Annotated in this window: 26 protein-coding genes, 1 pseudogene and 1 riboswitch; of the genes and pseudogenes, 12 read left to right on the top strand and 15 right to left on the bottom strand. The window is 42.9% G+C overall.

The window, feature by feature from the left end:
- The first annotated feature begins 25 nt into the window (after positions 1–25).
- Both NST62_RS11505 and NST62_RS11500 read left to right on the top strand, forming a co-directional pair.
- Positions 26–1,075 (top strand): NAD(P)/FAD-dependent oxidoreductase, encoded by a 1,050-nt coding sequence (locus tag NST62_RS11505; protein WP_328216583.1) that lies wholly within the window; start codon positions 26–28, stop codon positions 1,073–1,075.
- 255 nt (positions 1,076–1,330) lie between these two features.
- A complete protein-coding gene (locus NST62_RS11500) occupies positions 1,331–2,422 on the top strand; it encodes a glycosyltransferase (protein ID WP_141601893.1) in 1,092 nt (363 codons plus the stop codon).
- A gap of 38 nt (positions 2,423–2,460) precedes the next feature.
- Here NST62_RS11500 and NST62_RS11495 read toward each other — a convergent pair whose 3' ends face one another.
- The 4 genes from NST62_RS11495 to NST62_RS11480 form a co-directional block, all read right to left on the bottom strand.
- A complete protein-coding gene (locus NST62_RS11495; RefSeq protein ID WP_246045837.1) occupies positions 2,461–3,465 on the bottom strand; it encodes a glycosyltransferase family 2 protein in 1,005 nt (334 codons plus the stop codon).
- Positions 3,466–3,497: 32 nt separating this feature from the next.
- Positions 3,498–3,983 (bottom strand): hypothetical protein, encoded by a 486-nt coding sequence (locus tag NST62_RS11490; protein WP_141601891.1) that lies wholly within the window; start codon positions 3,981–3,983, stop codon positions 3,498–3,500.
- A gap of 30 nt (positions 3,984–4,013) precedes the next feature.
- Positions 4,014–4,475: a hypothetical protein gene (locus tag NST62_RS11485; RefSeq protein WP_141601890.1), complete on the bottom strand. Its 462-nt coding sequence runs from the start codon at positions 4,473–4,475 to the stop codon at positions 4,014–4,016.
- A gap of 224 nt (positions 4,476–4,699) precedes the next feature.
- Positions 4,700–5,182 (bottom strand): hypothetical protein, encoded by a 483-nt coding sequence (locus NST62_RS11480; RefSeq protein ID WP_328216589.1) that lies wholly within the window; start codon positions 5,180–5,182, stop codon positions 4,700–4,702.
- On the opposite strand from NST62_RS11480, the pseudogene NST62_RS11475 reads away from it, so the two are divergent.
- From NST62_RS11475 to NST62_RS11460, 4 genes and pseudogenes are all read left to right on the top strand, one after another.
- Positions 5,160–5,381: pseudogene (locus NST62_RS11475) on the top strand (hypothetical protein). The gene NST62_RS11480 and the pseudogene NST62_RS11475 overlap by 23 nt on opposite strands.
- A gap of 965 nt (positions 5,382–6,346) precedes the next feature.
- Positions 6,347–6,904 carry a DUF6431 domain-containing protein gene (locus NST62_RS11470; protein ID WP_087959845.1) on the top strand — a complete coding sequence of 186 codons (558 nt, stop codon included), beginning with the start codon at positions 6,347–6,349 and terminating at the stop codon, positions 6,902–6,904.
- 140 nt (positions 6,905–7,044) lie between these two features.
- Positions 7,045–8,298 carry an IS481 family transposase gene (locus NST62_RS11465; protein ID WP_099232911.1) on the top strand — a complete coding sequence of 418 codons (1,254 nt, stop codon included), beginning with the start codon at positions 7,045–7,047 and terminating at the stop codon, positions 8,296–8,298.
- Positions 8,291–9,091, top strand: coding sequence for an AAA family ATPase (locus tag NST62_RS11460; protein ID WP_087959892.1), 801 nt, complete (start codon positions 8,291–8,293; stop codon positions 9,089–9,091). Before NST62_RS11465 ends, NST62_RS11460 begins: the two co-directional genes overlap by 8 nt.
- A gap of 484 nt (positions 9,092–9,575) precedes the next feature.
- On the opposite strand, the gene NST62_RS11455 is transcribed toward NST62_RS11460, so the two are convergent.
- Positions 9,576–9,893 carry a hypothetical protein gene (locus NST62_RS11455; RefSeq protein ID WP_141601888.1) on the bottom strand — a complete coding sequence of 106 codons (318 nt, stop codon included), beginning with the start codon at positions 9,891–9,893 and terminating at the stop codon, positions 9,576–9,578.
- A 221-nt stretch (positions 9,894–10,114) separates the two neighbouring features.
- Between NST62_RS11455 and NST62_RS11450 the strand changes: the two genes are divergently transcribed.
- On the top strand, positions 10,115–10,897 hold the full coding sequence (locus NST62_RS11450; RefSeq protein WP_328216729.1) for an enoyl-CoA hydratase-related protein: 783 nt from the start codon (positions 10,115–10,117) through the stop codon (positions 10,895–10,897).
- A 73-nt stretch (positions 10,898–10,970) separates the two neighbouring features.
- Here the strand turns inward: NST62_RS11450 and NST62_RS11445 are convergent, their stop codons facing one another.
- Positions 10,971–11,669, bottom strand: a complete 699-nt coding sequence (locus tag NST62_RS11445; RefSeq protein ID WP_328216732.1) for a Crp/Fnr family transcriptional regulator — start codon at positions 11,667–11,669, stop codon at positions 10,971–10,973.
- A gap of 167 nt (positions 11,670–11,836) precedes the next feature.
- Between NST62_RS11445 and NST62_RS11440 the strand changes: the two genes are divergently transcribed.
- Positions 11,837–12,070 carry a DUF2249 domain-containing protein gene (locus NST62_RS11440; RefSeq protein ID WP_141601885.1) on the top strand — a complete coding sequence of 78 codons (234 nt, stop codon included), beginning with the start codon at positions 11,837–11,839 and terminating at the stop codon, positions 12,068–12,070.
- Positions 12,071–12,173: 103 nt separating this feature from the next.
- Here the strand turns inward: NST62_RS11440 and NST62_RS11435 are convergent, their stop codons facing one another.
- From NST62_RS11435 to NST62_RS11420, 4 genes are all read right to left on the bottom strand, one after another.
- Complete coding sequence (locus NST62_RS11435) at positions 12,174–12,971, bottom strand: TatD family hydrolase (RefSeq protein ID WP_141601884.1); 798 nt, start codon at positions 12,969–12,971, stop codon at positions 12,174–12,176.
- A 278-nt stretch (positions 12,972–13,249) separates the two neighbouring features.
- Positions 13,250–14,491 carry an aminopeptidase gene (locus NST62_RS11430; RefSeq protein ID WP_328220185.1) on the bottom strand — a complete coding sequence of 414 codons (1,242 nt, stop codon included), beginning with the start codon at positions 14,489–14,491 and terminating at the stop codon, positions 13,250–13,252.
- A gap of 73 nt (positions 14,492–14,564) precedes the next feature.
- Positions 14,565–15,104, bottom strand: a complete 540-nt coding sequence (locus tag NST62_RS11425) for a ribonuclease H-like YkuK family protein (protein WP_141601882.1) — start codon at positions 15,102–15,104, stop codon at positions 14,565–14,567.
- 119 nt (positions 15,105–15,223) lie between these two features.
- Positions 15,224–16,750: an alpha/beta hydrolase gene (locus NST62_RS11420; protein ID WP_342462908.1), complete on the bottom strand. Its 1,527-nt coding sequence runs from the start codon at positions 16,748–16,750 to the stop codon at positions 15,224–15,226.
- A gap of 223 nt (positions 16,751–16,973) precedes the next feature.
- On the opposite strand from NST62_RS11420, the gene NST62_RS11415 reads away from it, so the two are divergent.
- The gene (locus tag NST62_RS11415) at positions 16,974–17,165 is read left to right on the top strand and encodes an ABC transporter permease (protein WP_141601880.1); all 192 of its coding nucleotides are present in this window, start codon (positions 16,974–16,976) and stop codon (positions 17,163–17,165) included.
- Positions 17,166–17,277: 112 nt separating this feature from the next.
- Here NST62_RS11415 and sstT read toward each other — a convergent pair whose 3' ends face one another.
- Positions 17,278–18,498, bottom strand: a complete 1,221-nt coding sequence (gene sstT, locus NST62_RS11410) for a serine/threonine transporter SstT (RefSeq protein ID WP_328216743.1) — start codon at positions 18,496–18,498, stop codon at positions 17,278–17,280.
- Between the two features lie 179 nt (positions 18,499–18,677).
- Positions 18,678–19,094, bottom strand: coding sequence for a DUF1284 domain-containing protein (locus NST62_RS11405; RefSeq protein ID WP_141601878.1), 417 nt, complete (start codon positions 19,092–19,094; stop codon positions 18,678–18,680).
- Between the two features lie 198 nt (positions 19,095–19,292).
- On the opposite strand from NST62_RS11405, the gene NST62_RS11400 reads away from it, so the two are divergent.
- Complete coding sequence (locus tag NST62_RS11400) at positions 19,293–19,493, top strand: alpha/beta-type small acid-soluble spore protein (protein ID WP_141601877.1); 201 nt, start codon at positions 19,293–19,295, stop codon at positions 19,491–19,493.
- Between the two features lie 115 nt (positions 19,494–19,608).
- Here the strand turns inward: NST62_RS11400 and NST62_RS11395 are convergent, their stop codons facing one another.
- The 3 genes from NST62_RS11395 to NST62_RS11385 form a co-directional block, all read right to left on the bottom strand.
- Entirely contained in the window at positions 19,609–20,907 is a 1,299-nt protein-coding gene (locus tag NST62_RS11395) for an arsenic transporter (protein WP_342462907.1), read from the bottom strand.
- 141 nt (positions 20,908–21,048) lie between these two features.
- Entirely contained in the window at positions 21,049–21,936 is an 888-nt protein-coding gene (dapA, locus tag NST62_RS11390) for a 4-hydroxy-tetrahydrodipicolinate synthase (protein WP_141601875.1), read from the bottom strand.
- A 109-nt stretch (positions 21,937–22,045) separates the two neighbouring features.
- Positions 22,046–22,224, bottom strand: a riboswitch (Lysine riboswitch).
- Positions 22,225–22,336: 112 nt separating this feature from the next.
- Entirely contained in the window at positions 22,337–23,071 is a 735-nt protein-coding gene (locus NST62_RS11385; RefSeq protein ID WP_328215869.1) for a restriction endonuclease, read from the bottom strand.
- A gap of 173 nt (positions 23,072–23,244) precedes the next feature.
- On the opposite strand from NST62_RS11385, the gene NST62_RS11380 reads away from it, so the two are divergent.
- Positions 23,245–24,309 carry an LLM class flavin-dependent oxidoreductase gene (locus NST62_RS11380; RefSeq protein ID WP_141601873.1) on the top strand — a complete coding sequence of 355 codons (1,065 nt, stop codon included), beginning with the start codon at positions 23,245–23,247 and terminating at the stop codon, positions 24,307–24,309.
- A gap of 504 nt (positions 24,310–24,813) precedes the next feature.
- Positions 24,814–25,662 carry a DegV family protein gene (locus NST62_RS11375; protein WP_342462906.1) on the top strand — a complete coding sequence of 283 codons (849 nt, stop codon included), beginning with the start codon at positions 24,814–24,816 and terminating at the stop codon, positions 25,660–25,662.
- The last annotated feature ends 21 nt before the right edge of the window (positions 25,663–25,683 follow it).

Raw genomic sequence — 25,683 nt, 5'->3', positions numbered from 1 at the left:
AATGTTCATCCAGGAGGATTCAATAATGGGAATACACGAATTATATGATGTAACAATTATCGGCGGCGGACCTGGCGGGTTATTTTCCGCTTTTTACAGCGGTTTAAGGGAAATGAAGACAAAAATTATCGAAGCCCAAAATTACTTGGGTGGGAAGGTGAACGTTTATCCGGAAAAACTGATTTGGGATATCGGTGCATTGCCCCCGATTTCCGGGGAGAAATTGATTCAACAAATGGTGGAGCAGGCCATGACCTTTGATCCGACTGTTGTTTTAGGAGAAAAAGTGACGGAAATTTCCAAGAATGATGAGGGCGTCTTTGTATTGAAAACGGACCGGGGACGAACTCATTTTTCAAAAGCGGTGATTGTAGCTATCGGTGGAGGCATCATCACTCCTCAGAAACTGGAAGTGGAAGGAGCTTCAAAGTTTTATAGTTCCAATTTGAATTACACTATTAAATCATTGAAAAAATTCAAAGATAAAGTGGTGATTGTTTCCGGAGGGGGCCATACGGCGGTTGATTGGTGCAATGGGCTGGAGCCGATTGCGAAGAAAGTCTTTTTGAGCTGTCGAAAAGGGCGGTTGAATGCCCATGAAGCCCAGGTGACCCAATTGCTGAACAGCTCTGTGGAGTGCCTGTTTTACACTGAAATTACAAGATTAATTCCCAACCAGGACGGCACGGCCATTGAGCAGGTGGAATTGACCAATAACGAAACCGGGGAAGTCACTTATTTGACCGTGGATGAAGTAGTTGTAAACCATGGCTTTGCAAGGGAGAAATCATTGTTTGAACATGGGCCGTTAAAGGTTGATTTTGTAAATGAATATTACATCAAAGGGAATGTGCATTGCGAAACCAACGTACCGGGGCTTTATGCCGTCGGTGATGCGGTGGATTATGATGGGAAAGTCCACTTGATCGCCGGCGCTTATACAGACGCCGTCAACGCCGTGAACAGGGCAAAACTCTATGTTCAGCCTGACGCGGAAGCGACAGGGATGGTGTCTACCCATAACGAAATTTTCTATCAACGTAATCGGGAATTGATTCAAAAAATCCTTAAATAACTTATTATAATCTGTGAGTATGCGGAATGCCGGATTAGATGATTTTTCCATTGAACAGTTTTCAATCTAGAAGGTTGATGAAAATATGTATGTCGTAACAAAGAGATAGTTTTGAGATGCGTGGGAAGAAGTGATGATGATGGGAAGAATCCCGCATAAAAACTGTTGGAACAAGAGTTTTTAATGAGAAGCCCGCTCACAGAATCCAATAGGGTTCATATACTAATATGGATTCTGTGTTGCGGAGGTTGATGCATGGTTACAATCAGTTTGTGCATGATCGTCAAAGATGAAGAAAAGGTGCTGGAACGCTGTTTGAACAGCGTAAAGGATCTTGTCGACGAGATTGTCATTGTCGATACGGGTTCGACGGATCGCACGAAGGAAATTGCCCGGCGATATACGGAAAAAGTCTATGATTTTGAATGGAGCGATGATTTTTCCGCGGCAAGAAACTTTGCATTTCAACAAGCGACAAAAGACTATATTTTCTGGATTGATGCGGATGATGTCATCACGGAAGTGGACCGGGAGAAATTTAAAAAATTGAAGAATTTTTTGAAACCCGAAGTGGATGCAGTGTCGATGCTTTATCATATCGCTTTTGACGAGTACAATAATCCGACGTTCAGCTATAGAAGATATCGTTTGGTCAAAAGGGAAAAGAATTTCAAATGGAAAGGCCCTGTCCATGAATATTTGGAAGTTGGCGGAAGGATTCTTCATTCAGATGTGGCGATAACGCACCGAAGAGAAAAAAAGGAAGGGCGGAGCGATCGAAATCTGCGAATCTATGAAAAACGCTTGGAAAAAGGCGAAGAATTGACACCGAGGGATTTATTTTATTACAGCAATGAATTAAAAGACCATGGGCAATATGAAAAAGCGATAGAGCATTATGAAAAGTTTTTGAAACTGGAAGACGGCTGGGTGGAAGATAAAATCCGCGCTTGCATCAATCTGGCTTCTTGCTATAGAAGCTTAGGCAATTTGGAGAAGGAAATCGAAGCCCTGATCCGGTCAATTCAATATGATGTCCCAAGGCCCGAAGTATCGTGCCGGATGGGGGATTTGTATCTCGAAAGAAAACTGTATGATAAAGCAATCATGTGGTATCAGTTTGCAATCATGGTCGATACATCAAAAATACCGGGATTTGTACAAAAAGCCTACTCCACATGGTATCCATACATGCAGCTTTGCATTTGCCATTGGCATAAAGGGAATAAAGAATTGGCATTCGAATGCCATAGAAAAGCGAAAGAATATCGTCCAAACGATCCAAAAATCCTTTACAATGAAAAGTTTTTTAAACAATATATGGAAGAAAAGAAGGCTGAAAAATAAAAAACGAGGCTGTATCCATCCGATACAGCCTCGTTTTCTTATTTAGTTTGTTGCCGGCCGAGCTTTTCTAAGCATTGGGCTTTGTACTGCTGCGCCCTGAAACTGCCGGTCCCTTTTAAAATTAAATATTTTGAGTTTTGTTCTCCAAGTTCAAGGCATTTTTCAAAACATGCAAGAGCCTCGCTGAATTTTTCTGTTTGATAGTAAATCAGCCCTTTTAGAAAATGCAGATCCACATAATCGGGGTATAGGGCGATGGCTTTATCAATGCCCTCCAAGGCATTCTCAAAGCTGTTTGTATCGACCAGGATGCCATATTTCAAGCGGTAGAGAATGGAAGGCGGTTTAACGCCGTTCAACAAGAAACGAAAAATGGATTCATTTAAATAATCGAACGCTTTTTGGTAGTCTCCGCGGCGGTAATATTCATTTGCCAAATGATATTCAATCCAGGGGCTGTGGTTGGGATCCTTGTATTCTTCCTGAATGAGCTGCAGATTCCGTTCCCCTTTACCGCGCTTTTTGGTTAACTCTTCAATATATCCGTAGTGATGGATTGGCACTTTCAAATAATCAACTGTATAACTGGAATCGCGGTTCTTTGGGAAAATAGGGGTTTCATGGATGCGATTATAGAATTGGATGCCTTTATGATTCTGGAATAAGCGTGGCTGATGATACAAAAAAGCTTTTTCGGGGTCTACCGGGAAAGATTCGCCATAATAATTGATGACCGGCAAATAATACATGGTCACATTTTTATTTTTCAAGTTCTCCATCAAAAATTCTTCATGGCCGGTTTCCAGTTCCTCGTCCGCATCGAGCCACAAAATCCAATCGCCGCTTGCTTTCGATAAGCCAAAGTTTCTGGCATCGGCGAAGTGATGGTTCCAACGATAAGGAAAAATGGATGCATTATATTTTTTGCAAATTTCGATGGTCTGATCGGTTGAACCTGTATCCACGATAATAATCTCCTGCACTGCGTTTTGAACGCTTTTTAAACATCTTTCAATAAAATCCTCTTCATTTTTCACAATCATGCATAGCGAGATGGAAGGGGAAGACAATGAACCTACACTTCCTTTATCTGTTTTATTTGCGAATGATTCGCCAGCCAAGGAGGAGGCAAGGGTGATAAGGTAAAGATTATGCGGATTGTTTCATCATCAGTGGATCCATGATAATAATTCAAAATTTGAGCCACGGTTTTTTTGGCGATGCTTCGATTTGTTTCGATAAGAAAAGGATGCTGATCAATAAGATTGTTTAGTTTCTGAAAGATTTCTTTGATTTCCGCATCTGGGGAAAGGTTGGTAAATTCATTGGGAAAAAAGTGGATTTGTAGAATTGAAAAATATAAAAACTGCTGCATATGTAATTTTTCGATCAGTACCAAGGATTGGATTATTTGATTTTCGCTTTGTATCAGTTCTTTTTTTGATGCTTCCGGTGGAGGATACCCTTCAAAATAGTTTAATAGAAATTGGGCATAAGAATGGATAAATGAAGTAAAGTTTATGGAACTTTGGAAAAATTCAACTTGATCATTCTGTTGCATTGTTCACCCCCCTCAATAAATGGGTTTGATTTATTCGTGCGATTTTTTATGGGGTTTGCATTTCGGACAATTGCAGTTTTTGTTCTTTTTGTTAGGGCAGTAACATAACGATGAATCGAATACTTCTACACAATCTTTCTTTTTGCAATCCTTCCCATCCTGATCTTTGCATTTGCATGGTTTTTTTGGATGGGGAGGGGGACAGCATGATTTGTAATCCAACGTTACTACTTCTTCCAATTTGAATTGGAGCAAGATTTGTGATTTTACAACTGTCCGCAAAGTTTTATTAATGCTATCATTGATGGCCAAATATTTGTAAAAATCGCAGGGAGATTTTTTTAGAAAAGCTTGAAGTTTTTCCGCTTCGGCATTCAAAATATGGGATAGCCCGATTTCTTCCATTGCAATAGAGGATAGCAGCAAGTCGATGGTTTTGCAGCGATCCAATGTAATTTGGGGCGTGATATCGGGGATGGTAGGCAATGACATGTAAGGTGACCTCCTTATAAATTAAACCATACAAAGTGGCATAAACAGCTCCTATACAATTTCTAGTGTATTGAAAGGAAATTAGTTTTGTGCCTACTTTTTATGATTTCATTTATAATCGGGAAAAAATATATGGTGTTGTTCATTGAGGACTATTGCCGATTTAAATAAAAAACTGCAGACCACTTGAATGGATCAAGTGTGTCTGCAGTTTGTCAATTCGTTTATTCAATTCGATGGATGGACCAATGGATTGGAGGAGCAGTACCTCCACCCAAGTTTAAACCGATTGTTAATCCGTTTGCTACATAGAATAGCGCTACTTCGTCACCCGCGTCTAATTGGACATCTCCAACAATTGTGACTGTTCCGCTTCCTAGAATGACTCTTAGCGTGATAAGTAATAAGATGTTAACATCCAAGATAGGGAACAAGCCTGAAATCAGGTCTTCTTGCGGACCTGGAGCGATTTTTCTGATGACAAACGCAGGGTTAACTCCAGCGCCAAGTTGTGCTTGAATAGCAGCGGTTGTTTGATAGCTGATCGTAGCGGAAATCATATATCTGCCTGATGCCGGTGCCGTGTAGACACCAGTAGCTGGAGCAAAGTTACCGCTGTTATAGATTTCCGTCCAACCACCAATTTGAGTAGTAGCGTTAACACCAGTTGCTTGTGTGGTTGCTATGAAACCTTCTTCTGCGAACACAGGTCCTGTAGCTCCAGTAGGCCCCGTATCGCCCTGAGGTCCAGTAGGTCCAGTAGGTCCAGTCGGGCCAGTGTCACCTTGAGGTCCAGTAGGTCCAGTAGGTCCCGTATCGCCTTGAGGTCCAGTAGGTCCAGTCGGGCCAGTGTCGCCTTGAGGTCCCGTAGGTCCAGTAGGTCCAGTCGGGCCAGTGTCACCTTGAGGTCCAGTAGGTCCAGTAGGTCCCGTATCACCTTGAGGTCCAGTAGGTCCAGTAGGTCCCGTATCGCCTTGAGGTCCAGTAGGTCCAGTAGGTCCCGTATCGCCTTGAGGTCCAGTAGGCCCCGTATCGCCCTGAGGTCCAGTAGGTCCAGTAGGTCCAGTCGGGCCAGTGTCACCTTGAGGTCCAGTAGGTCCAGTAGGTCCCGTATCGCCTTGAGGTCCAGTAGGTCCAGTCGGGCCAGTGTCGCCTTGAGGTCCCGTAGGTCCAGTAGGTCCAGTCGGGCCAGTGTCACCTTGAGGTCCAGTAGGTCCAGTAGGTCCCGTATCACCTTGAGGTCCAGTAGGTCCAGTAGGTCCCGTATCGCCTTGAGGTCCAGTAGGTCCAGTAGGTCCCGTATCGCCTTGAGGTCCAGTAGGCCCCGTATCGCCCTGAGGTCCAGTAGGTCCAGTAGGTCCAGTCGGGCCAGTGTCACCTTGAGGTCCAGTAGGTCCAGTCGGGCCAGTGTCACCTTGAGGTCCAGTAGGTCCAGTAGGTCCCGTCGGTCCAGCAGGTCCAGTAGGTCCTGTTGTTCCCCCAGTATCTGTAATTAGTCTTGTAACCTGTTTTAATTTATTATCTAATAACAATTCCTTTTTGATGGACATTGCAATCGTGTCTTGAACAGTGCTGTTTACCAATAATAAATCTTCAAGTGTTGCTGCAGGTGAAAGACCGGAAATGCCTGGAATCGTTCCCAGAGCGTATTGGATTTTTTCTCCTTCTGCATTCAGGATATGTGCCAAACTAAGTTCTTCCATCGCAATGGAAGCAAGATGTAAATTATCACTTTATTTCGGAACAAAAGAGCCATTTTTTTGCACATTCCTTCAGAAAGCCCTCTCCCCTTTTCTGAAAGAATGTGCTAAATTTTTTGTGAATTATTTCGGAAGAGAAAATCCATCGGTTCATAGGAGGGGGAGAAGGACGTGATTCAATTTCATGACTTTGGCATTGACGTCCAAACGTATGCAGAGCGTGGAAAAGAAAACGACTTCCCTCTTCTGAAAAAGTGTCCGCATTGCCGGGCCAAGCGCCCGTTGCACCGCCACGGTTACTATGAGCGAAACGCATTGACCCCACATGGTGATTATCGCATTTGGATTGTCCGGTATCGCTGTCGGGAATGCTTGAAGACGGTGAGTGTGCTGCCTTCCTTTCTCCTCCCGTATTTTCAGTATACGTTGTCCGCCATATGGCAAGTCGTGAAAGAGCAGTTGGGATTGACCGAGGGGACGAACCGGGCTCCGTTTCTCCCGACAAAGGACGGCATCATCTTTTATGTCCGGCGGTTCTGCCGAAACCTATCAAACCTTCACAGCTTTTTTGCGAGGCGGTGGAGGATCATAGGCCCTATCGTGAAAAAAGAAAAGGAACGGGCTTCCTGGTGGATCCGGACGTTGGAGAAACACGGTCTCTATTCGGTCATCAGAGACATGTGGGAGGACGGATTCCGACACCCTTTTGCGAATCAAATGGGATCCTGATTTTACATACATATCCTAAATTGGAAATAGTTGAGGTTCCCACAAACCTTTCCTATCGACGGAGAAAAAGCGATCCGGTACGATAAGGGCAGACGGACCGGAACGGTCCTGATTCCAAGTGAGACAAGGAGGAGATTCGAATGGATGAGTCGATGAGACACGACATTGCCCTGTTTCGGTACGGGCTAATCGCTCCGTTGGTGAATGGGCAGGTGGAACCGAAGACGTATCTGAAAGAGGTGAGCGAGCGAGTGCACCATGTTCCCCACCAGGGCGACAAACGAATCGCAGCCAAGACGATCCTCGATTGGTGCACCCGATACAAAAAAGGGGGCTTTGACGCCTTAAAGCCGAAGCGCCGTTCGGACCGCGGCCACTCAAGGCGTCTGTCGCCCGATGATGAGGATCATATTTTAGCCCTAAGAAAAGAACATCCCACCATGCCCGTGACGGTGTTCTACGAACACCTGATCGAGCAGGGGGAAATCCCAGAAAATCATACCTCTTACTTTACTATATACCGATTGTTGAAAAAACACAACCTTGTCGGGAAAGAAATCTTGCCCATGCCGGAGCGAAAGCGCTTTGCGTATGACCAGATCAATGAGCTTTGGCAAGGGGACTTATCCCATGGACCAACGATTCGAGTCAATGGGAAAGCCCAGAAAACGTTTTTGATCGCCTATATCGATGACTGCTCGCGGTTTGTGCCGTACGCGCAGTTTTTCCCTTCGGAGAAGTTTGACGGGCTGCGGATCGTCACGAAGGAAGCGGTGCTTCGTTGCGGGAAGCCGAAGCGCATTTACTCGGACAACGGGAAAATTTATCGATCCGAGGTGCTGCAGTATGCGTGCGCCGAGATGGGAATTACGCTCATCCACACCCAGCCGTATGACCCGCAAAGCAAAGGGAAAATCGAACGGTTCTTCCGCACCGTACAGACGCGGTTTTATCCGCTGCTGGAGTTGGATCCCCCGAAGTCGCTCGAAGAGCTGAACGAGCGCTTTTGGAGGTGGCTTGAAGAGGAGTATCATCGAAAACCGCACGCCTCGCTGGACGGAAAAACGCCGCATGAGGTGTTTCAATCGCAAGTGCATCTCGTGTCGTTCATCGAAGATGGCGATTGGCTGGATGCGATTTTTCTGAAGCGGGAGCACCGCAAGGTCAAAGCCGATGGAACGATCACCTTGAACAAGCAGCTGTATGAAGTGCCGCCCCGGTTCATTGGGCAATCGATTGAACTCCGCTATGACGAACGGGGCGTCTATGTGTACGAAGATGGAAGGAAGGTGGCGGAGGCCGTTCGGGTTCGTTTGGAGGACAACGCCTATGTAAAACGCCATCGGTCCCCGTTTGCGGCGATTCCGGCGAAGGAGGGAGAACACGGTGTATAAATCGTTTTACTCCCTTTCGCGGGAGCCGTTTGCGAAAGAAACAGACCCGTCCGAGGCGTATCAAGGGGCGCCGTTTCAGGAAGCGTTGCGGGCGCTGGAGTACGTGAAACGAACCCGGGGGATCGGGCTGTTAATCGGAGAGCCAGGGGCGGGCAAGACGTTCGCCCTTCGGGCGCTGAAAGAGTCATTGAATCCATCATTGTATCATGTCGTCTACTTTCCGTTATCCACCGGAGGCGTGATGGATTTTTACCGTGGTTTGGCCTTGGGATTAGGAGAGGAACCGAAGTACCGCAAGGTAGACCTCTTCCGCCAAATCCAGCAGGCGATCGAGCGATTGTATCATGAACGGCGGATCACGCCGGTGTTCATTTTGGACGAGATGCATTTAGCGAAGGATGCATTTTTACAGGACATCGCGATCTTGTTCAACTTTGAGATGGATTCGACCAACCCATTTGTCTTGATTTTGGCCGGGCTGCCCCATTTACAGGGGAAGCTGCGGCTCAATCAGCACCGCCCTCTCGACCAGCGGATCATCATGCGATACCGGATGGGGCCGCTGGAGAAGGAAGAGGTGGCGGGCTACATCGAACATCGGATGAAACAGGCCGGGGCGAAGCATCCGATCTTCACCCCATCGGCGTTAGAGTCGATTGCCCTGCAGTCGCGGGGATGGCCTCGGGTGATCAACACGTTGGCCACGACGTGCCTGTTATACGGGTACCAGCTGAAAAAGGACGCCATTGACGAAGAAATGGTGCGCATGGCCGCAGAGGAAATGGGGTATTAGCACGAAAGGGGCCGAATCGGCCTCTTTTGTGCTTTCTCTTTTCCATCGATCCATCAGGCGCGCTGGAAATCTTCATCTGAAAGAGCGTGCAAACGTTCCGAAAGAATGTGCAAAATCCGGAACAATCCGCAAAAATTTTGCACATTATTTCCGAATCCGCCTGAAATAATTTGAAAAAGGGATTCTGAAATAATGTGCTAGTTTACAGCAAGAAGCAAATTAATTACATCGGCTCTGTTGATGGTAATATCGGGGGTTATGTTCGGCAAATTGGGTTGTGACATTCCATTTCTCCTTTCCTTTAAAGTGAAACGCTTCACCACATGTGGAAAATTCCAAACCAGAACAGATGCGTAAAGATGATCATCAACGGTGAAACGGTCGTTACTAATCTATTCGGCACCTGCAAGGAGATAGGGAATAAATGCCTATTTTGCAAAGATTACGGACATCATAGATTTTTTTAATAAAATTAAAAAAATGATTAATCATTAGAATCATCTTTTAACAGATCGATGACTTGTTTTAATTTTTGATCTAATAAAAGCTCTTTTTTGATGGCGGCTGCCAAAGTATCATTGACGCTTGAATTTATTTTTAAAATTAATTCTGCGGCAGTAGGCGGAGGAGAAGGTGCATCATTCAAATTTTGGATGGCAAATTGGATTTTTTCGCCTTCCGCATTGATAATGTGGGCCAGCCCTATTTCTTCTAATGCGATGGATGCCAATAAAAGATTGATGACATCGTCCCGGTCAATGCTGATGGCGGGGGAGATGTCCGGGATGTTGGGCATTGACATAGAATTTCCTCCTTTAATGAACATAATAAGTACACCATTTAGGCATACGTACAAAAGTAATATATTCATGTATTAAGCAGGGGTTCTTCCAATTCGGCAAATGGGGACAATTAGGGAAGACTTCATTTGAATGAAATATGGTGAAAAAAGTAGAAAAAATTGACTTGACCTCAAAAATCAGAAGATTCAAAATGGAAATATCAATGAAAAGGGGTGGAGAAATGGAATTTTTACAATACCGTCAAACAGAGGATATCGGTTATATTACCATCGACAATATGCAGGAATTCAATACATTGACGATGGCATTGCTGGAAGAAATGGATGGACTTCTGAAACAAATAGCGAAAGAGCGGGAAGTGAAGGTTGTGGTGATTGAGGGTTCCGACAAAGTTTTTTGTGCGGGGCATAGTTTGCGTGAGATTGAATCTATGACTGAAAATGAAGTGTTGAAGCTTTTTCAAACGTGCCAGCAGGTAATGCGCACAATGAGTGAAATGCCTCAGCTGATTATCGCCAAAGTGAAGAAAGCGGCAGTAGCAGCCGGATGCCAATTGGTGGCTGCCAGTGATATGGCGATCGCCAGCGAAGATGCAAAGTTCGCGACCCCGGGCATCAACAGCGGATTATTCTGCAGCACGCCTGCGGTATTTTTAAGCCGCAATATAGGAAGAAAAAAAGCGGTGGAAATGCTGTTTACCGGAAATTTCATCACCGCTGTGGAAGCTTTGCAGCATGGCCTGGTAAATAAAGTGGTTCCGGCCGAATTGCTGGATGAAGAAACGGAGAAGCTCGCAAAAGAAGTGACAAAGCAAAGTTTAAACATCATCGAATTAGGAAAACGGCAATTTTATCAGCAAATTAATATGGAGGATTTCCAGGCGCTTAATTATGCTACAGAAGTGATTGCGTTAAATAGCAAACATCCGGATGCCCAGGAAGGAATCCGCGCCTTTTTTGAAAAACGGCGGCCTGTCTGGACGGATACGAAAACTCTGATTTAGGTAAGAGGACAAGCCTTAAAATAAGGGGAATTTGAGAAATTCAAGTTCTCCTTTTTTGTTTGCGTAAAACCGTTTATTCAATTGATAACTCATTCTTTAACGCTTCGATATTTACGATAAAATGCCCTGCAGAATCTGTACGGAGAAGTCCTTTTTTCTTTAATTGATTTAGTGTCCGGTTGACTGTTTCTCGGCTTGATCCGATCATATTGGCCAAATCGCGGTTCGTAAATTGATTTTTTATAACGAAAATCTGTTCCCCTATTTCTTCCCCGTAGTTTGATGCCAGACGGATAAGAAGAGAGATGATTTGTTCGTAGGAATTTTGTAAAATTTTCTCTTCCAAACGATTTTGGAGATCGACGATTAAATCTCCCAGTATCCGGAAAATTTTTATACAGACTTGGGGATTCTTCATTAAAAACTCTTCAAAGGACTGAATGGGAATTAAGATTAACGAAGAATCTTCCAGTACTTGTGCATGAGCGGGATAGTTTCCTTTCCGGAAAAAACCTTGATGGGGAAACATTTGTCCGGATACGAGTATGTTAATGATCTGTTCTTTTCCCTGTAAATCGGTTCGATAAATTTTGATTCTTCCTTTCTGAATAAAATATACATTGGTTAACGGTTCATCCTGCATGAATACATGGGTGCCTGCCCTGTATTTATGTGATTTTGCCAGATTCACAATGGGCATCATCTCTTCATCGGATAAGTCTTTAAATAAGGGAAATTGCTGAAGCAGAGATTGAATGGATTGGTTTTCCATAAAGTTTTCACGCCCTTTAAACATGCATTTTATATATTACTTTAACACAGGAACAGAAGTTCAAGGAAGAAAAAATGAAACAGTGTGCTTTATCTCACAACGAAAACTTTTATTTATAGCTATGATTTATTTTGTACTGATAATCAATAAAACATGGAGGTGCCATCATGAAAAAAATTTCCGCAAGCATCCATGCCCCGGATTATGAACCAAGAATCCGGCATGCAAAAATATTTGAAACTTTTGAAGGGTTAAAATCCGGTGAGTATATGGAATTGATTAATGATCATGATCCGAAGCCCTTATATTATCAATTCATGATTGAACGGGAAGGGGAATTTTCTTGGGAGTACGTTGAAGAAGGGCCTGAACGTTGGAAAGTAATCATTGGAAAAAATTAAAGGATATACAGTGTTTATGGTCTAAGTGTTAATCTCTTTAATCCATCTAAAAAAGCTTTCATTCATGACTGGAAACGGGTCTGAATGAAAGCTTCATTTTGACTCAACATTCGGGCAGATTAAATAACTTTCTGGTGTTTTCGGTTGCATGTTTTGCAACGATTTCCGGTTCAACGCCCATATATTTTGCGATTTCTTTTGCAATATGGGGCAAGAAAGCCGGTTCGTTTCTCCGGTTTTTCGGTTTATTTTCCAAGTTTCTCGGAAGAAGATAAGGAGCGTCGGTTTCAATCAATAAACGGTCAAGCGGGATATATTTGACCGCATTTTGCAAATCCCGGCCCCTTCGCTCGTCGCAAATCCATCCGGTGAGGCCTATATAAAAACCCATTGAAACATATTTTTTTACTTGTTCTTCATCGCCGGTAAAGCAATGGACCACGGAGGTTTCGGCCAAATCCCTGAAGTTAGCGAAGATTTCGCAGAAGCGTTCATGGGCGTCCCGTTCATGTAAAAAAAGAGGCATTGATAACTTTCTTGCCAGGTGCAGTTGAGCTTCAAAACATTCCTCCTGAACGTCCTGGGGTGAATACATCCGGTTGAAATCCAGGCCGCATTCCCCGATGGCCACGACTTCCTTATGCTGCGCCAGTTTCTCCAATTCCCCGATGGTTTCACTTGTAAAGGTTTTGGCATCATGCGGATGGATACCGGCTGTTGAAAACAATATGTTTGGATATTGTTTGGCGATTTCCAGTGCTTGCCGGCTGCTTTTTAAGCTGGAGCCGGTTAATATCATTTGAACGACGCCGTTTTGAATTGCCCGATCAATGACTTTTTCCCGGTCGTTGTTGAAATGTTTATCCGTTAAGTTGACCCCTATATCAATCAAATATTGCATAAAAACTTCCTCCATATGCATGATTTAATGAACTTTTACATCGAATACAAAAGCGGTTTTCCCTACTTTCCGACGGTTTCCACCTCGTAAATATCATATCCTTCCTGTAATGGAGGGGCAAATTCTCCGATTGGATGCCGATCGCTTATTTGTGTTTGAATAGTTGGAGTAAAAAGTATTCATGCGTTAAAGGCGTAAGATTTCATAATAAAAAGCAGGCGGCTAAACCGCTTTTCAAGGGTTTAGCCGCTTAAAGAACCAGACTGTGGAATTTCTGCTTAAATCGCCCAATCGCCTTTGCGGAAAATTGGCACGACGGAACCATCTTTGGTAATGCCGTCTATATCCATTTCCGCGGAGCCGATCATAAAGTCCACATGAACATTGGAGATATTTAAACCATGCGCACGCAATTCTTCTTCATTCATTTTTGTTCCGCCTTCGATGGTCGAAGGATAAGCGGAACCGATGGCAATATGGTTTGAAGCATTTTCATCAAACAATGTATTGAAGAATGTGATGCCGGATTGGGAAATCGGCGACGGATCCGGGACAAGGGCCACTTCCCCTAAGCCGGTTGCCCCTTCATTTTCAAAGACAAGTTTTTTGATTGCTTCATCGCCTTTTTCGGCGGAAATGTCCACGATTTTCCCATCTTTGAATTGGACAACAATGCCTTCAATTAATTGTCCCGCATAGCTTAAAGGTTTCGTGCTGCGAACGATTCCTTCCATCCGGCGAGTATCCGGGGCGGTAAAAATTTCTTCCGTCGGCATATTGGCAATAAATTCTTCGCCTTTTGGATTATAGCTTTCCGCACATGTCCAGATATGATTTTTCGGCAATCCCAATTTGAAATCCGTTCCGGGCGCTTTGAAATGCAGCATGTCAAATTGATATTCATTCAATTTTGTAGCCTTTTCGTTCAATATATTTTTGTGTTTGTCCCAGGCTGCAATCGGATCGTCTTCGTATACGCGGCAAGTTTTAAAAATTTGATCCCACAAAGCATCGACTTGTTCCTCGGCAGTTTTCAGATGCGGGAAGACTTTCTTCGCCCAGGCGCTGCCGGCTGCTGCCGCAACCGTCCATTTAATATCATTGTTTTGCGTCGCTTTTCGCTGGGCGTGGAATGCTTGGGTTGCCGCCTTTTGGAACGCGGCCACTTTGGCGGGATCGGCTGAGTCGAGCAAGCCCGGGTCGCTGGAAAGGATGGAAAGTCTTGAAACTTTTTTATTTAACACATGGTCTTCGGATTCCTCGATTTCATATGGAGGAATGTCCGTTAAAACCTCGGTTGGCTGGTGCAGATAATGCAATTTTGTGATTTCGTCATCATTCCATTTGACAATGACTTTTTCCGCTCCTAATGCATAAGCTTCTTCCGTAATGTAACGGGCAAGTTGCGCCTGATCAACGGCAATCGTCAGTTTCACCCAATCGCCCGGTTGTACGTTGATTCCTTTTGCGACCAATAGTTTCGCATATTTTCTTAATAGTTCATCGAAATTTTTTAACATATCAATTCCTCCGCATGCTCTTTTTTCCAATTTTATCATATTGAATGCAAATGGAGTTGCAGGATGCCTTGGATTATTTTTTTGTAAAACGATTGGCATAGGTGCTTGCAACGAAGGAATCCGGTTTAATTTTGGCTTCGATGCCGAGAGAATTCATCCTTGCAATCATTTCATTGACAAAGACGCTCGTTTTGTTCCTTTGTCCGCATCCGATGTCGATATGGCCTTCAATCGTGAAGCTTGCACCTTTGTACACATGAGGCAGGACAAGATTGATCAATTGTTCCTTTTTTTCTTCCGTGAATAGTGAAACGACTTCTTCCGTCAAAGAGGTTTCATAGGAGATGCGCTCATGCAAATTTGTCATTCGCCTTGGGACGATTACTTTGCGGAAGCATGCCCAAACACCTTTGCCTTTTTGCTGAATGACAATGCCGGTAATAAATTTTGTTTCTTTGCTGTATACTTGCGAATCTGTTCCAAACATCAAAGTAAAGTTCCCGGTCGGATCTTTTTTAATAAACTGTACAATGGCTTCAAAAACTTGATCGAATGTCATGTTTTTTTGAGTCAAATTTTGAAAGGTGCCGTCCGTCAATCGATCGTTATTCATAGATCTTACCTTTCTTGGCGATTTTAGAATTAGTACAGTTTATTCAATATTGGAACAGAAATGTGCTTATCCACGACTGAAGGATTTTCGGGCAATTATTGAATCCGTCTCCGCCTTATCTATTCGATTCGCGGATCGATTTCATCACCCGTTTTGATATCAATGATTTTTTCATGATTTTTCGGTGTTGGGATAATTTTGCTTTCTGGAGGCTGTACATTATTTTCCACCCAATCCACCAGCAACAAAAATGCCTGGTGTGCATAGGGCAACAACGGCTGAAGCTCTTTTTCGGGATCCGTTGCCGGGTTCCATACGAGCCCATCTACATGATTTCCTTTTTCTATGATATATAGACGATGAAGATGTCCTCTTTTTGCCCGTTTAACCAATTTTTCATATCCTTTTGCATGAATGTCCGGGAAAATGAGGGCGTCCAAAGAACCGGTGATGCTGATGAGAGGAACGTCAATTTGGCCGGTGTTTTCAATCTCTTTTATTTTTTCTTTCATGAATTTTCTTCTTTCGTTGTAACGATAATTTTTGAAAATATGATCATAAGTGCGGTCGCGGAGGCCGTTTTCGTCAAACTTCAAGTAGTCGCGCCAATGAATGCGGTTTGGTGCGGCAGGGTCGAAATGGTCCCGGTAAATGTTCAATGTGATAAACCAATAGATTTGGTCATGATATGCCCATAATTTTTCGGAGCCTTTTGGCACGCCCGCCTTATATAATTCATTTACCGCTTTTTCTTTTTCCTTCCCGTTTCCATAGATGGCCTGTTCAGCATGATTCACGACCGGAATCAGGGAGCTGATCAGATTTGGCGCTTTTTCTGTCCAAAGTACGCCTTCCCAGTCCACACCGCCGTCAAATAATCTCGGTTCCCCCGTCTTTTTCGGGTCATCATTTTCCAAAGCATAGCGCACAACATATCCGCCATTTGAGATGCCGATGGCGTAAGTCGGCACTTTATGATCAGGCCGGACCAATTTGCTTGCCGGATTTGACGAATCATTCGGATCAATCAATTTTTCGCTGAAATTGTTGATTAAATATTGCTGGGCCGCCTTTGTAATTTGCCTGAAGCGGAAATGCCACTCTGCGACGGAATCATCTTCATCGACAAGAGCATTTTTCACTTTCGCCAATGGATCGCCTTCCACTTCCGTTCCCTGTGTTCCCTTGTCGATTGCTGCGAAGGCATATCCTTTTTCAAGAACAAAATCGCTGAATAATAAGTCTGTCGCTGTTTCATTTCTTGTAGCGGGTATGCCGGAAACGACCAATTTGCCGTTCCAATGGTCAGGCACCCGGATGATGAATTGGGCATCTTCAAAAGCGCCCGTCACCTGGGTACCGGTTATTTCCGCCGGTTTGTACATTTGATGCCAACCTGTCCCTTTTTCAGGATTTCCCCAATAAATAGGAGCTAATAGATTATTGCCATATAGATTGGCCTTCTCCAGCTGCCGCGGATTCAACGTTGTCAGCCAGCGCAGGTCTTGTCCGTCAAAATAAGTCACTTCCACTGAATGGGCCCCGGGAATTATTTCATTTGCATGTGCCGGCGTCCCCCCGCCGATGGAATTGATTCCAAAAAAGAGAAACGAGGTTAAAGTAATTCCGGTAAGTTTCCGATACAAGGAATGACTCTCCTTTTCAACGTGATTTTCTTTAATTGTATATTCATATTTTTGGAAATTTATGAAAACTTACTGCATCAATTGGGCTTGGCCGCATGCAAAAGTGGAAGAATTATTGTTATAATTAACGTAAAAAGAAGAAAATTTGCCGAAATAGAGGTGAAAAAATAAAAAATCCATCATAAAATATAGATAACAATAAAATTTTTAGGGAGGTATGTGGATGATAACCGGTCAGTTAGAGCGGGCTTTTCAATTGGCTGAAAAGCATCGTCTCGAAGTCAGCACCATTTTGGAATTAGACAAAATCATAAGGAAGGAAATCAATTCGACCCCGATGATGGAGGAAAAAATACTTCATCAAGTCATTAAAATTTTGGAAAACAATAAAAGATTTCTTAAGGAGGCAACATAGCAATTGGAAAAACAAGTGGAATTGTATGGTGATATAGACGAATTTGATTAAAGGCACTGCTCTTTAAAAAGAAATGGTGAAAGAGCAGTGCCTTAATAATTTTATACATAATTCAGTTTGCTTTTGACTCTTTGCGTTTTTTGGCAATTTCCGCAGTAGCGGTGAACAATACGTCGGATGAGGAATTCAATGCGGTCTCGCAAGCATCTTGCAATACGCCGATGATGAATCCGACAGCCACCACCTGCATGGCGATATCGTTGGAAATGCCGAACAGGCTACATGCGACAGGAATCAGCATCAATGAACCGCCGGGAACTCCCGATGCGCCGGCGGCTGAAATTGCCGAGAGCACTACCAGGATAATGGCCGTAATGACATCTACATCAATTCCCAACGTATGACAAGCCGCAATCGATAAAACGGAAATCGTAATTGCTGCACCGGCCATGTTAATCGTGGCGCCTAATGGAATGGATACGGAATATGTGTTTTTATCCAAACGCAATTTTTCGCATAAAGCCAAATTGACCGGAATATTCGCTGCTGAGCTTCGGGTAAAGAACGCGAATATTGCGCTTTCTTTTAATGTCATCCAAACGAGGGGATATGGATTTTGCCGCGTAAAAATAAAGGTAATCAGCGGATTGATCACTAAAGCCACAAAGAACATGCAGCCAAGAAGAATGGCTAAAAGTCTTACATAATCTTCCAAAGCGGTAATTCCGTTTGTTGCGACCACTTCAAATACAAGCCCCATAATGCCGACCGGCGCTAATTCAATTACCCATTTCACAATTGCCGAAACGGCTTCCGCAAAGTCATCGATCATCGTTTTAGTGGAGTCCGACGCTTTCTTTAACGTAATTCCAAGGAGGACTGCCCAGGCCAAAATTCCGATATAATTGGCATTCACCAGCGCATCGACAGGATTTGAAACGATATTGGAAAGCAAGGTTCCAAACACTTCCCCGATTCCTTGAGGCGGTGTTATATCTTCAGCGCCCGATTTAAGTTTAATGGTCGCAGGGAAAAGGAAGCTGGCAACGACCCCGACCGCCCCGGCGGAAAATGTGCCGATGGCATAAAGAACTAAAATCATTTTCATATTGGTTTTCGCGCCGCTTTTATGATTGGCAATCGCCTGGATTACCAGCACCAGAACCAGGATAGGCGCAACCGATTTTAATGCCCCGACAAACAGACTTCCAAAAACGGAAATCCAACTGATTGCTTTTGGTATTGTTATGCCAAGAATAATTCCTAAAATTAATCCGGCCAATATCCGTTTGACCAGACTGATCCGACACCAGGTATTCCAAACTTTTTTCATAAAAAACCTCCACATTTTGCTCTGAAAATACATTTGTTTTCATCGAAAGGACATCGTCAAATATAGTTTAGCATGAATATTTCAAATCCGAAGAAATTTGTAATTTCAAAATAGTAAATGTATTTTGATTAAATAAAAAAATCTCCTGAAAAGGAGATTTCAAAATTATGATAATTTTGTTATTTTACTTTCCACAAACCGGCTCCATTCAAAATTCTTTGGATTCCTCCTTTGCAGAGGCCATATGACCTCCAACTGCACGTATAACAGAGAACATCTATATCTTCCGGAGTCACATATTTCCGGATACGGGATTCCACTTCTTCCCAAGTGATGACTTGTCCGACGCTTAATCCTAATTTTTCCAATACTTTTTTGTCCCGTTCAAAAATGTTTTTGTCCAGGCAATGATAGTCTTTGCAGTCAGGGTATTTTTCGCAGATTTGATCAACCCCGTCAATAATTTCAATTAATGTTTTCGGGTTTTTTCTCAATTCAGTATGTATTCGTTTCATATTTTCCGCAAATTCCTCGGAATACCCCATCCCCCTGAAACCGATGAGGCAGAACAGATGGTGACCACGTAATTTAAACATGAGCTTCCTCCCATAGGCAACGTTATAAAGTTAATTACATCATACCATTTGGGAGGAAAAAAATGCACATCCAGAAAAAAACAACAATTATATGCGGCAAAAATCAATGGATTTCCAACGATTCTCAATGTTCCCTGCATTTCTAAAGTATTAAAAACTTCCCCTTGTGCATTCTAATGGCACAAGGAGGTGAACGGCATGGCGAACCGCAGCTCCAACAAATTATTATTCCCTGGTGCAGAAGCGGCCTTAAACCAAATGAAATATGAAATTGCGCAAGAGTTTGGCGTAAATCTTTCACCGGATTCTTCATCCCGTGCAAACGGTTCTGTCGGTGGGGAAATTACGAAACGTCTTGTGCTAATGGCTCAACAACAATTGCAAGGGAAGTCTGAATAAATCATCAGAGTAGAAAAAAGAGCGAATAAAATTTCGCTCTTTTTTCATTTGCTGCAAGCCCGCTATTATTGTAACCATTATGAATGATATTACTCATATGTAAAACAGAAAATGTTTAAGAATTTATTAACAATGTGAAATATAAACCGGCCAATGTGAAGAACAAAATCGGCAAAGTCAACACAATCCCTATTTTAAAATAAGTTGCCCAGGAAATTCTGATTCCCTTGTTTTTAAGGACATGTAGCCAAACAAGGGTGGCAAGGGAGCCGATGGGCGTAATTTTTGGGCCCAGATCAGAACCGATGACATTGGCAAAAATCAATGCTTCGCGGATGGCGCCGGATGTATCGGTTTCCGCAATGGCCAGCGAGTCAATCATGATGGTAGGAAGGTTGTTCATCACAGAGGACAGGAAAGCCGAGATATATCCCATGCCGATGGTAGCGGCAAACAATCCGCCCCGGGATGTCCACTCGATGACAGATGCCAATCCTTTTGTAAATCCCGCATTTCCCAGACCATAAACGACCAAATACATCCCGATGGAAAAAAATACAATATTCCATGGAGCTCCTTTTAACACCGCTTTTGTATTGACTGCAGGACTTTTCCAGGCCATTCCCAACAGGAAAAGCGCCATAATCCAACCGATGAAGGAAACGGGGATATGTATCAATTCTGCTGTAAAATAACCGGTTAATAATATTGCCATCATCGGCCAGGCCAACAGAAACAATTTTCGATCCCGAATCGCTTCCCGCGGATTTTTCAGCATCGCTACATCATATTTTGATGGAATGGATTTATGGAAATATAAAAGCAGCACAACAATCGTCGCGGTTAAAGAAAACAAATTCGGAATGATCATCCGAAGAGCGTATTCCTTGAAACTGACACCAAAAAAATCGGCAGCAATCACATTCACCAAATTGCTGATTAAAAAGGGAAGGGAAGTGGTGTCCGCGATAAACCCGCTGGCCATGATGAATGGAAAAATCATTTTTTCGCTAAAACGTAAATTCCGGACCATGGCAAGAACAATCGGTGTCAAAATCAGAGCCGCTCCGTCGTTGGAGAAAAAGGCTGACACAAAAGCCCCGAGAACCGTCACGGTAATGAACATCCGCACTCCGTTTCCTTTCGCGATGCGGGCCATGTGCAGGGCAGACCATTCAAACAAGCCGATTTGATCCAAAATAAGTGAAATGATAATGATGGCTATAAATAATAATGTGGCATTCCAGGTGATGCTTACAACGGCGAAAACATCTTCCAGGTCCACCACTCCGGCGATCAACGCAAGCACCGCACCGCCGCAGGCAATCCACCCGATATTGATGTTTTTTGGCTGTTTTATCACGAGGACAAGGGTGATGGTGAAAATGAAAATGGCCAAAATGAAATTAAGCAAAATCGTTGCCTCCATCCAAACTCAGCTGAAATAGGATTATCTAAATTTCACAAGTGCTATTTTACTATATTGATTTTTGTTTTCCTATCGATTCCTGAATATGTGCAAAATAAAAACCTGCCAATCAATTGGCAGGGGAATTTATGAAATCAATTGCGGCTCTATGTCTTTCAGCAACTGCTCGATTGTTTTTTGTTGTTCCTCATTTAATGGCACTAATGGCAAACGTACTCCTCCAACAGATATGCCTTTTAGATTTAAGGCAGCTTTGACAGGTGCAGGGTTTGGCGCGATGAACATTCCTTTCATGATCGGCAAAAGTTTTCGGTGTTCTTTTGCAGCTTCTTGGATATTGCCGTTCAAGAAATGCTGGATCATGGATTGCATTTCGTTTCCAATAATATGGGAAGCTACGGAAATAACTCCTGTACCTCCTACCGCCATTGAAGGCAATGTCAAGCTGTCATCTCCGCTGTAAAGGGAGAAATCATCCGGTGTTCTTTCGATGATTTGTGCCATTGCATCCAAATTGCCGCTTGCTTCTTTAATAGCCACAATATTCGGAATCTCCGCAAGACGGACAACGGTATCAACGGATAAATTTACGACGCTTCGTCCAGGAATGTTGTACAAAACTACAGGCAGCTTTGTGCTTTGGGCAATGCTTCTGAAATGTTCATACATGCCTTCCTGGTTAGGTTTATTGTAGTACGGAGTAACGAGCATTACACCGTCAACACCGATTTCTTCGGCTTTTTTTGTAAGTTCAATGGAAGCCCTTGTATTATATGATCCTGTACCTGCAATTACCGGGATTCTGCCATTGACAGTTTTTACTGCAAATTTAAAAAGTTCCAATTTTTCGTTTTCTGTTAATGTAGGGGATTCCCCGGTTGTTCCGCAAACAACCAAACCGTCTGTTCCGTTGGCCATTAAGTGATGAATTAACCTTTCTGCTGCGTCAAAGTCCACTTCACCGTTTTGGTCAAACGGTGTCACCATTGCTGTTAATACTCTCCCGAAATTCATTTCTTCTCCACATCCTTTTCATTTTTTTGTAATGGAGAAGGGCAATTTTCTAATAAACGCAAAAAGCAACAACGAAGAGCCCCGTTGTTGCAAAAAAATGAAAATTTTTGCGTAAGATAGCCCTCCATATAGTTTCCTATATGACAGTCCTGCACTTATTCAATGCAGGACCAGCCCCTGAAAAAATGAGTTTCCAGGGACTTCGGCAAATCCCCCTTTCCACAATGATCATTGGACCTCATTATCCTCACACTGTGTACTCTTGGTCTTTGCGCCTCTATCCTTACTTCAACACAATATTGAATTGAAATAAGTCGATGTATAATTATATACATTGTATATTCTTTTATTTGGAAAAGCAATAATGATTATGGCTTCAAATGGCTTCCGTATCTTTATTTTATAAGAAATATAGAAAAATTTGAAATATTCGATTGGATTTTTTATAAAATAAATTTTTTGGTGTCCATAAATTGGAATCCGGAAACGCAGGCAAAATGTAGGACAAGGCCGATTGGAAAATGTATTTTTTATTATTTTCGCAACTTGCCGTTTCCGTCAATTCATCGGATTTTATTAACCGTATATGATGCAATGAAGCGTATCGTTTGGCGGAAGCGGTAAATTGGCCGGATATAATAATGGCCTCATCCGCTCCATAAGTTTTTTTCTTGGATTGGACAATTTGTATGCTCCGGATATCCGCTGCATTTCGGGAATTTATAGATTGTACAATATATTTTTTTGTGCCTTTCCATAAAATCAGATCTACATCGAAGGACTCCAATTCTTTGGATACAACGGCCACATAACCTTGTTTTTCAAAAATGCTTTTTAAGAAATAGAGGTATTCCAAATCTTGTGACCGGTTGATTTGTTTTAAATCAATCTCTTTTTTTCCGGATTTTATCAATTTAATAAAACGGCATACCGAGTAGAAAATGAAACGGAAACTCGATGTTCTAAAAGGTTTGTAAAAAATGGCGGCTGCAATGAATAACATGAAGTGCAATTTTACATCATAAATATCCGGCTTTGCGGAAAATGAACTGATAAATGTGATGACAATTCCGAAACTAAACATCGACACTATTATGAATTCAATCGCTTTATGGCCGAACTTCCGATTTTTCATGGCAATCATCCTTGTTTTTAGTCTTATTTTTCGCTTATTGGGTCCAAGTTATTCTTAAAACTATGGGCTATACCGAGATAAAAATATTGATAATTTTTCTGTTCTTTGTGTATGATAAGAAAAACATTTCAATTTCGAGATAATAGCCATGAAGGCTTGATGGGGGAAAAGTGATGGAAATAGGATTAACGACATTTGTCGAAACGACGCCCGATGTACGGACTGGGAAAGTGATCAGTCACGCACAACGCCTTCGGGAAGTGGTGGAAGAAATCGAGCTTGCGGATGAAGTAGGATTGGATGTTTATGGTGTGGGGGAACATCACCGGAAAGATTATGCATGTTCCGCTCCGGCGGTTTTGCTTGCGGCAGCTGCAACGAGGACAAAACGCATCAAATTGACGAGCGCGGTCACGGTGCTGTCTTCGGATGATCCGGTTCGGGTGTATCAGCAATTTGCAACGCTCGATGCCATTTCAAATGGCCGGGCGGAAATCATGGCCGGCCGCGGTTCTTTCATTGAATCATTCCCGTTATTCGGGTACGATTTGAAGGATTATAATGAATTGTTTGAGGAAAAATTGGATTTATTATTAAAAATACAAAAGAATGAAATTGTTCAATGGAACGGCAAATTCCGTCCAAGCATTGACGGACGCGGAGTATATCCAAGACCGGAAAGGGAAATTCCCATTTGGATTGCCAGCGGAGGAACACCCCAGTCCGTGGCAAGAGCGGGCGCATTAGGCTTGCCTTTATGTTTGGCCATCATCGGAGGAAGTCCATTGCATTTTGCGCCTCTGGTAAAGCTCTATTACCGAGCAGCCAAAGAAGCGGGGCACGATCTTTCAAAATTAAAAGTGGCTTCCCATTCCCATGGTTTTGTTGCGGAAACGACCGAAGAGGCAGTGGAAAAGTTTTTCCCGCCAACCCAGTATGCCATGAATGTATTGGGCAGGGAGCGCGGCTGGGGACCTTATACGCAGGCGACATTTGATTATGCCCGAAGTTTGGAAGGGGCATTGTATTGCGGAGATGTCAAAACGGTAGCGGAAAAAATCATTTTCCTGCGCAAAAATGTCGGCATTACACGATTTTTGCTTCACTGCCCTGTAGGTTCGATGCCTCATGAGGATGTGATGAGATGCATTGAACTGTTGGGAAAAGAAGTGGCGCCAATTGTCCGGGAAGAAGTGGCAAAATGGGAAGCGCAAGGAAATGGCCAAATTGAGAGGTGATCAATGACCTTGGGAAAGAGAAAGGTGAAACAAAGACGAATTGGGAAGATCCCCAATTCGTTTTTTATGTAATATTGACTGATTCGGAAATATTATCAGAATTGGAAGCCGCAGATGAACGACATGTAAATGGCATTATCAAATGAGGAGGAAATAAATTTTGGCAAATTGCCTGGGAGAACATAAAAAAAGGGTGCGGGCTGAAAATCCCGCACCAAAATGGAGTAGATAAGAAAGGGGTTTCGAAAGGATATACTTAAAGCATGGGGCAACAATGTAAAAGCTTTACAAATTGTACTCCATTCATCCTTTGATTTAATTTTACTCCAAAAACATGATGAATAAAAGAAATGGGAAATTTTTTCAAAGAATATTCAAAACTTTTTGAACAGCTTTAGACAAACAAATTTTGATTGAATATGGAAGAAAATACTTGGGGTTTATTTTTCTGCTATAGAATGTGATATAATTGAAGAAATTTTGTGGGATCCAGAGGTGAACATTATGATCAAAATTACGGCAGATAGCACTTGCGACTTGTCTCCGCAAATTTTGGAACAATACAACATTTCATTAATCCCTTTTCACATACTGATCGATGATGAGGATTTCCGGGATGGGGTTGACATTACTCCGAAAGATTTGTTCCGCTATGTCAGCGAAGAGGGGAAATCCTGCAGAACAGCCGCGATCAATGTTTTTGAATACGAAAATTTTTTCAAAGAATTTTCGCCGAATTATGATGCGGTCATACATATCAGCTTAGGATCCGGCTTTTCTTCCACCCATCAAAATGCAAAAATTGCCGCAGAACAATTTGAAAATGTGTACGTTATCGATTCGCAAAATTTATCGACCGGAAGCGGACACGTTGTTCTGGAAGCGGCGATTATGGCGCAAAATGGGGCACAGCCCGAAGAGATCATCAAGCATTTGGAAGAAATTGTTCCTAAAGTGGATACAAGCTTCGTCATTGATACGATGGAATATTTAAGAAAGGGAGGACGCTGTTCCGGAATTGAAGCTTTTGGAGCTACACTGTTGAAAATCAAGCCGTCCATCGAAGTGGTCGATGGCAAAATGATTGTCGGAAAAAAATATCGGGGAAATTTCGACCGCTGCATTGTCAACTATGTTAAAGACCGCCTTGAAAATAATGATGATATCGATTATTCAAGAGTGTTCATTACCCACTCTTATTGTTCACCGGAAACTGTCCAAAAAGTCAGAGAGGCCATTGATAAGTACGCCAAGTTTGAAGAGATTATTGAAACGTATGCGGGCTGCACTGTTTCCACTCACTGCGGTCCCAATACGTTAGGGATCTTATATAAGCGAAAAAGCAAAAAGTAACATAACGATATGCTGAATCCG

The sequence above is a fragment of the Ureibacillus sp. FSL K6-8385 genome (genome assembly GCF_038593155.1).
GTDB lineage: Bacteria > Bacillota > Bacilli > Bacillales_A > Planococcaceae > Ureibacillus > Ureibacillus terrenus.
The sequence above is the reverse complement of the archived record's forward strand: the minus strand, read 5'-3'. Positions and strand labels throughout refer to the sequence as shown.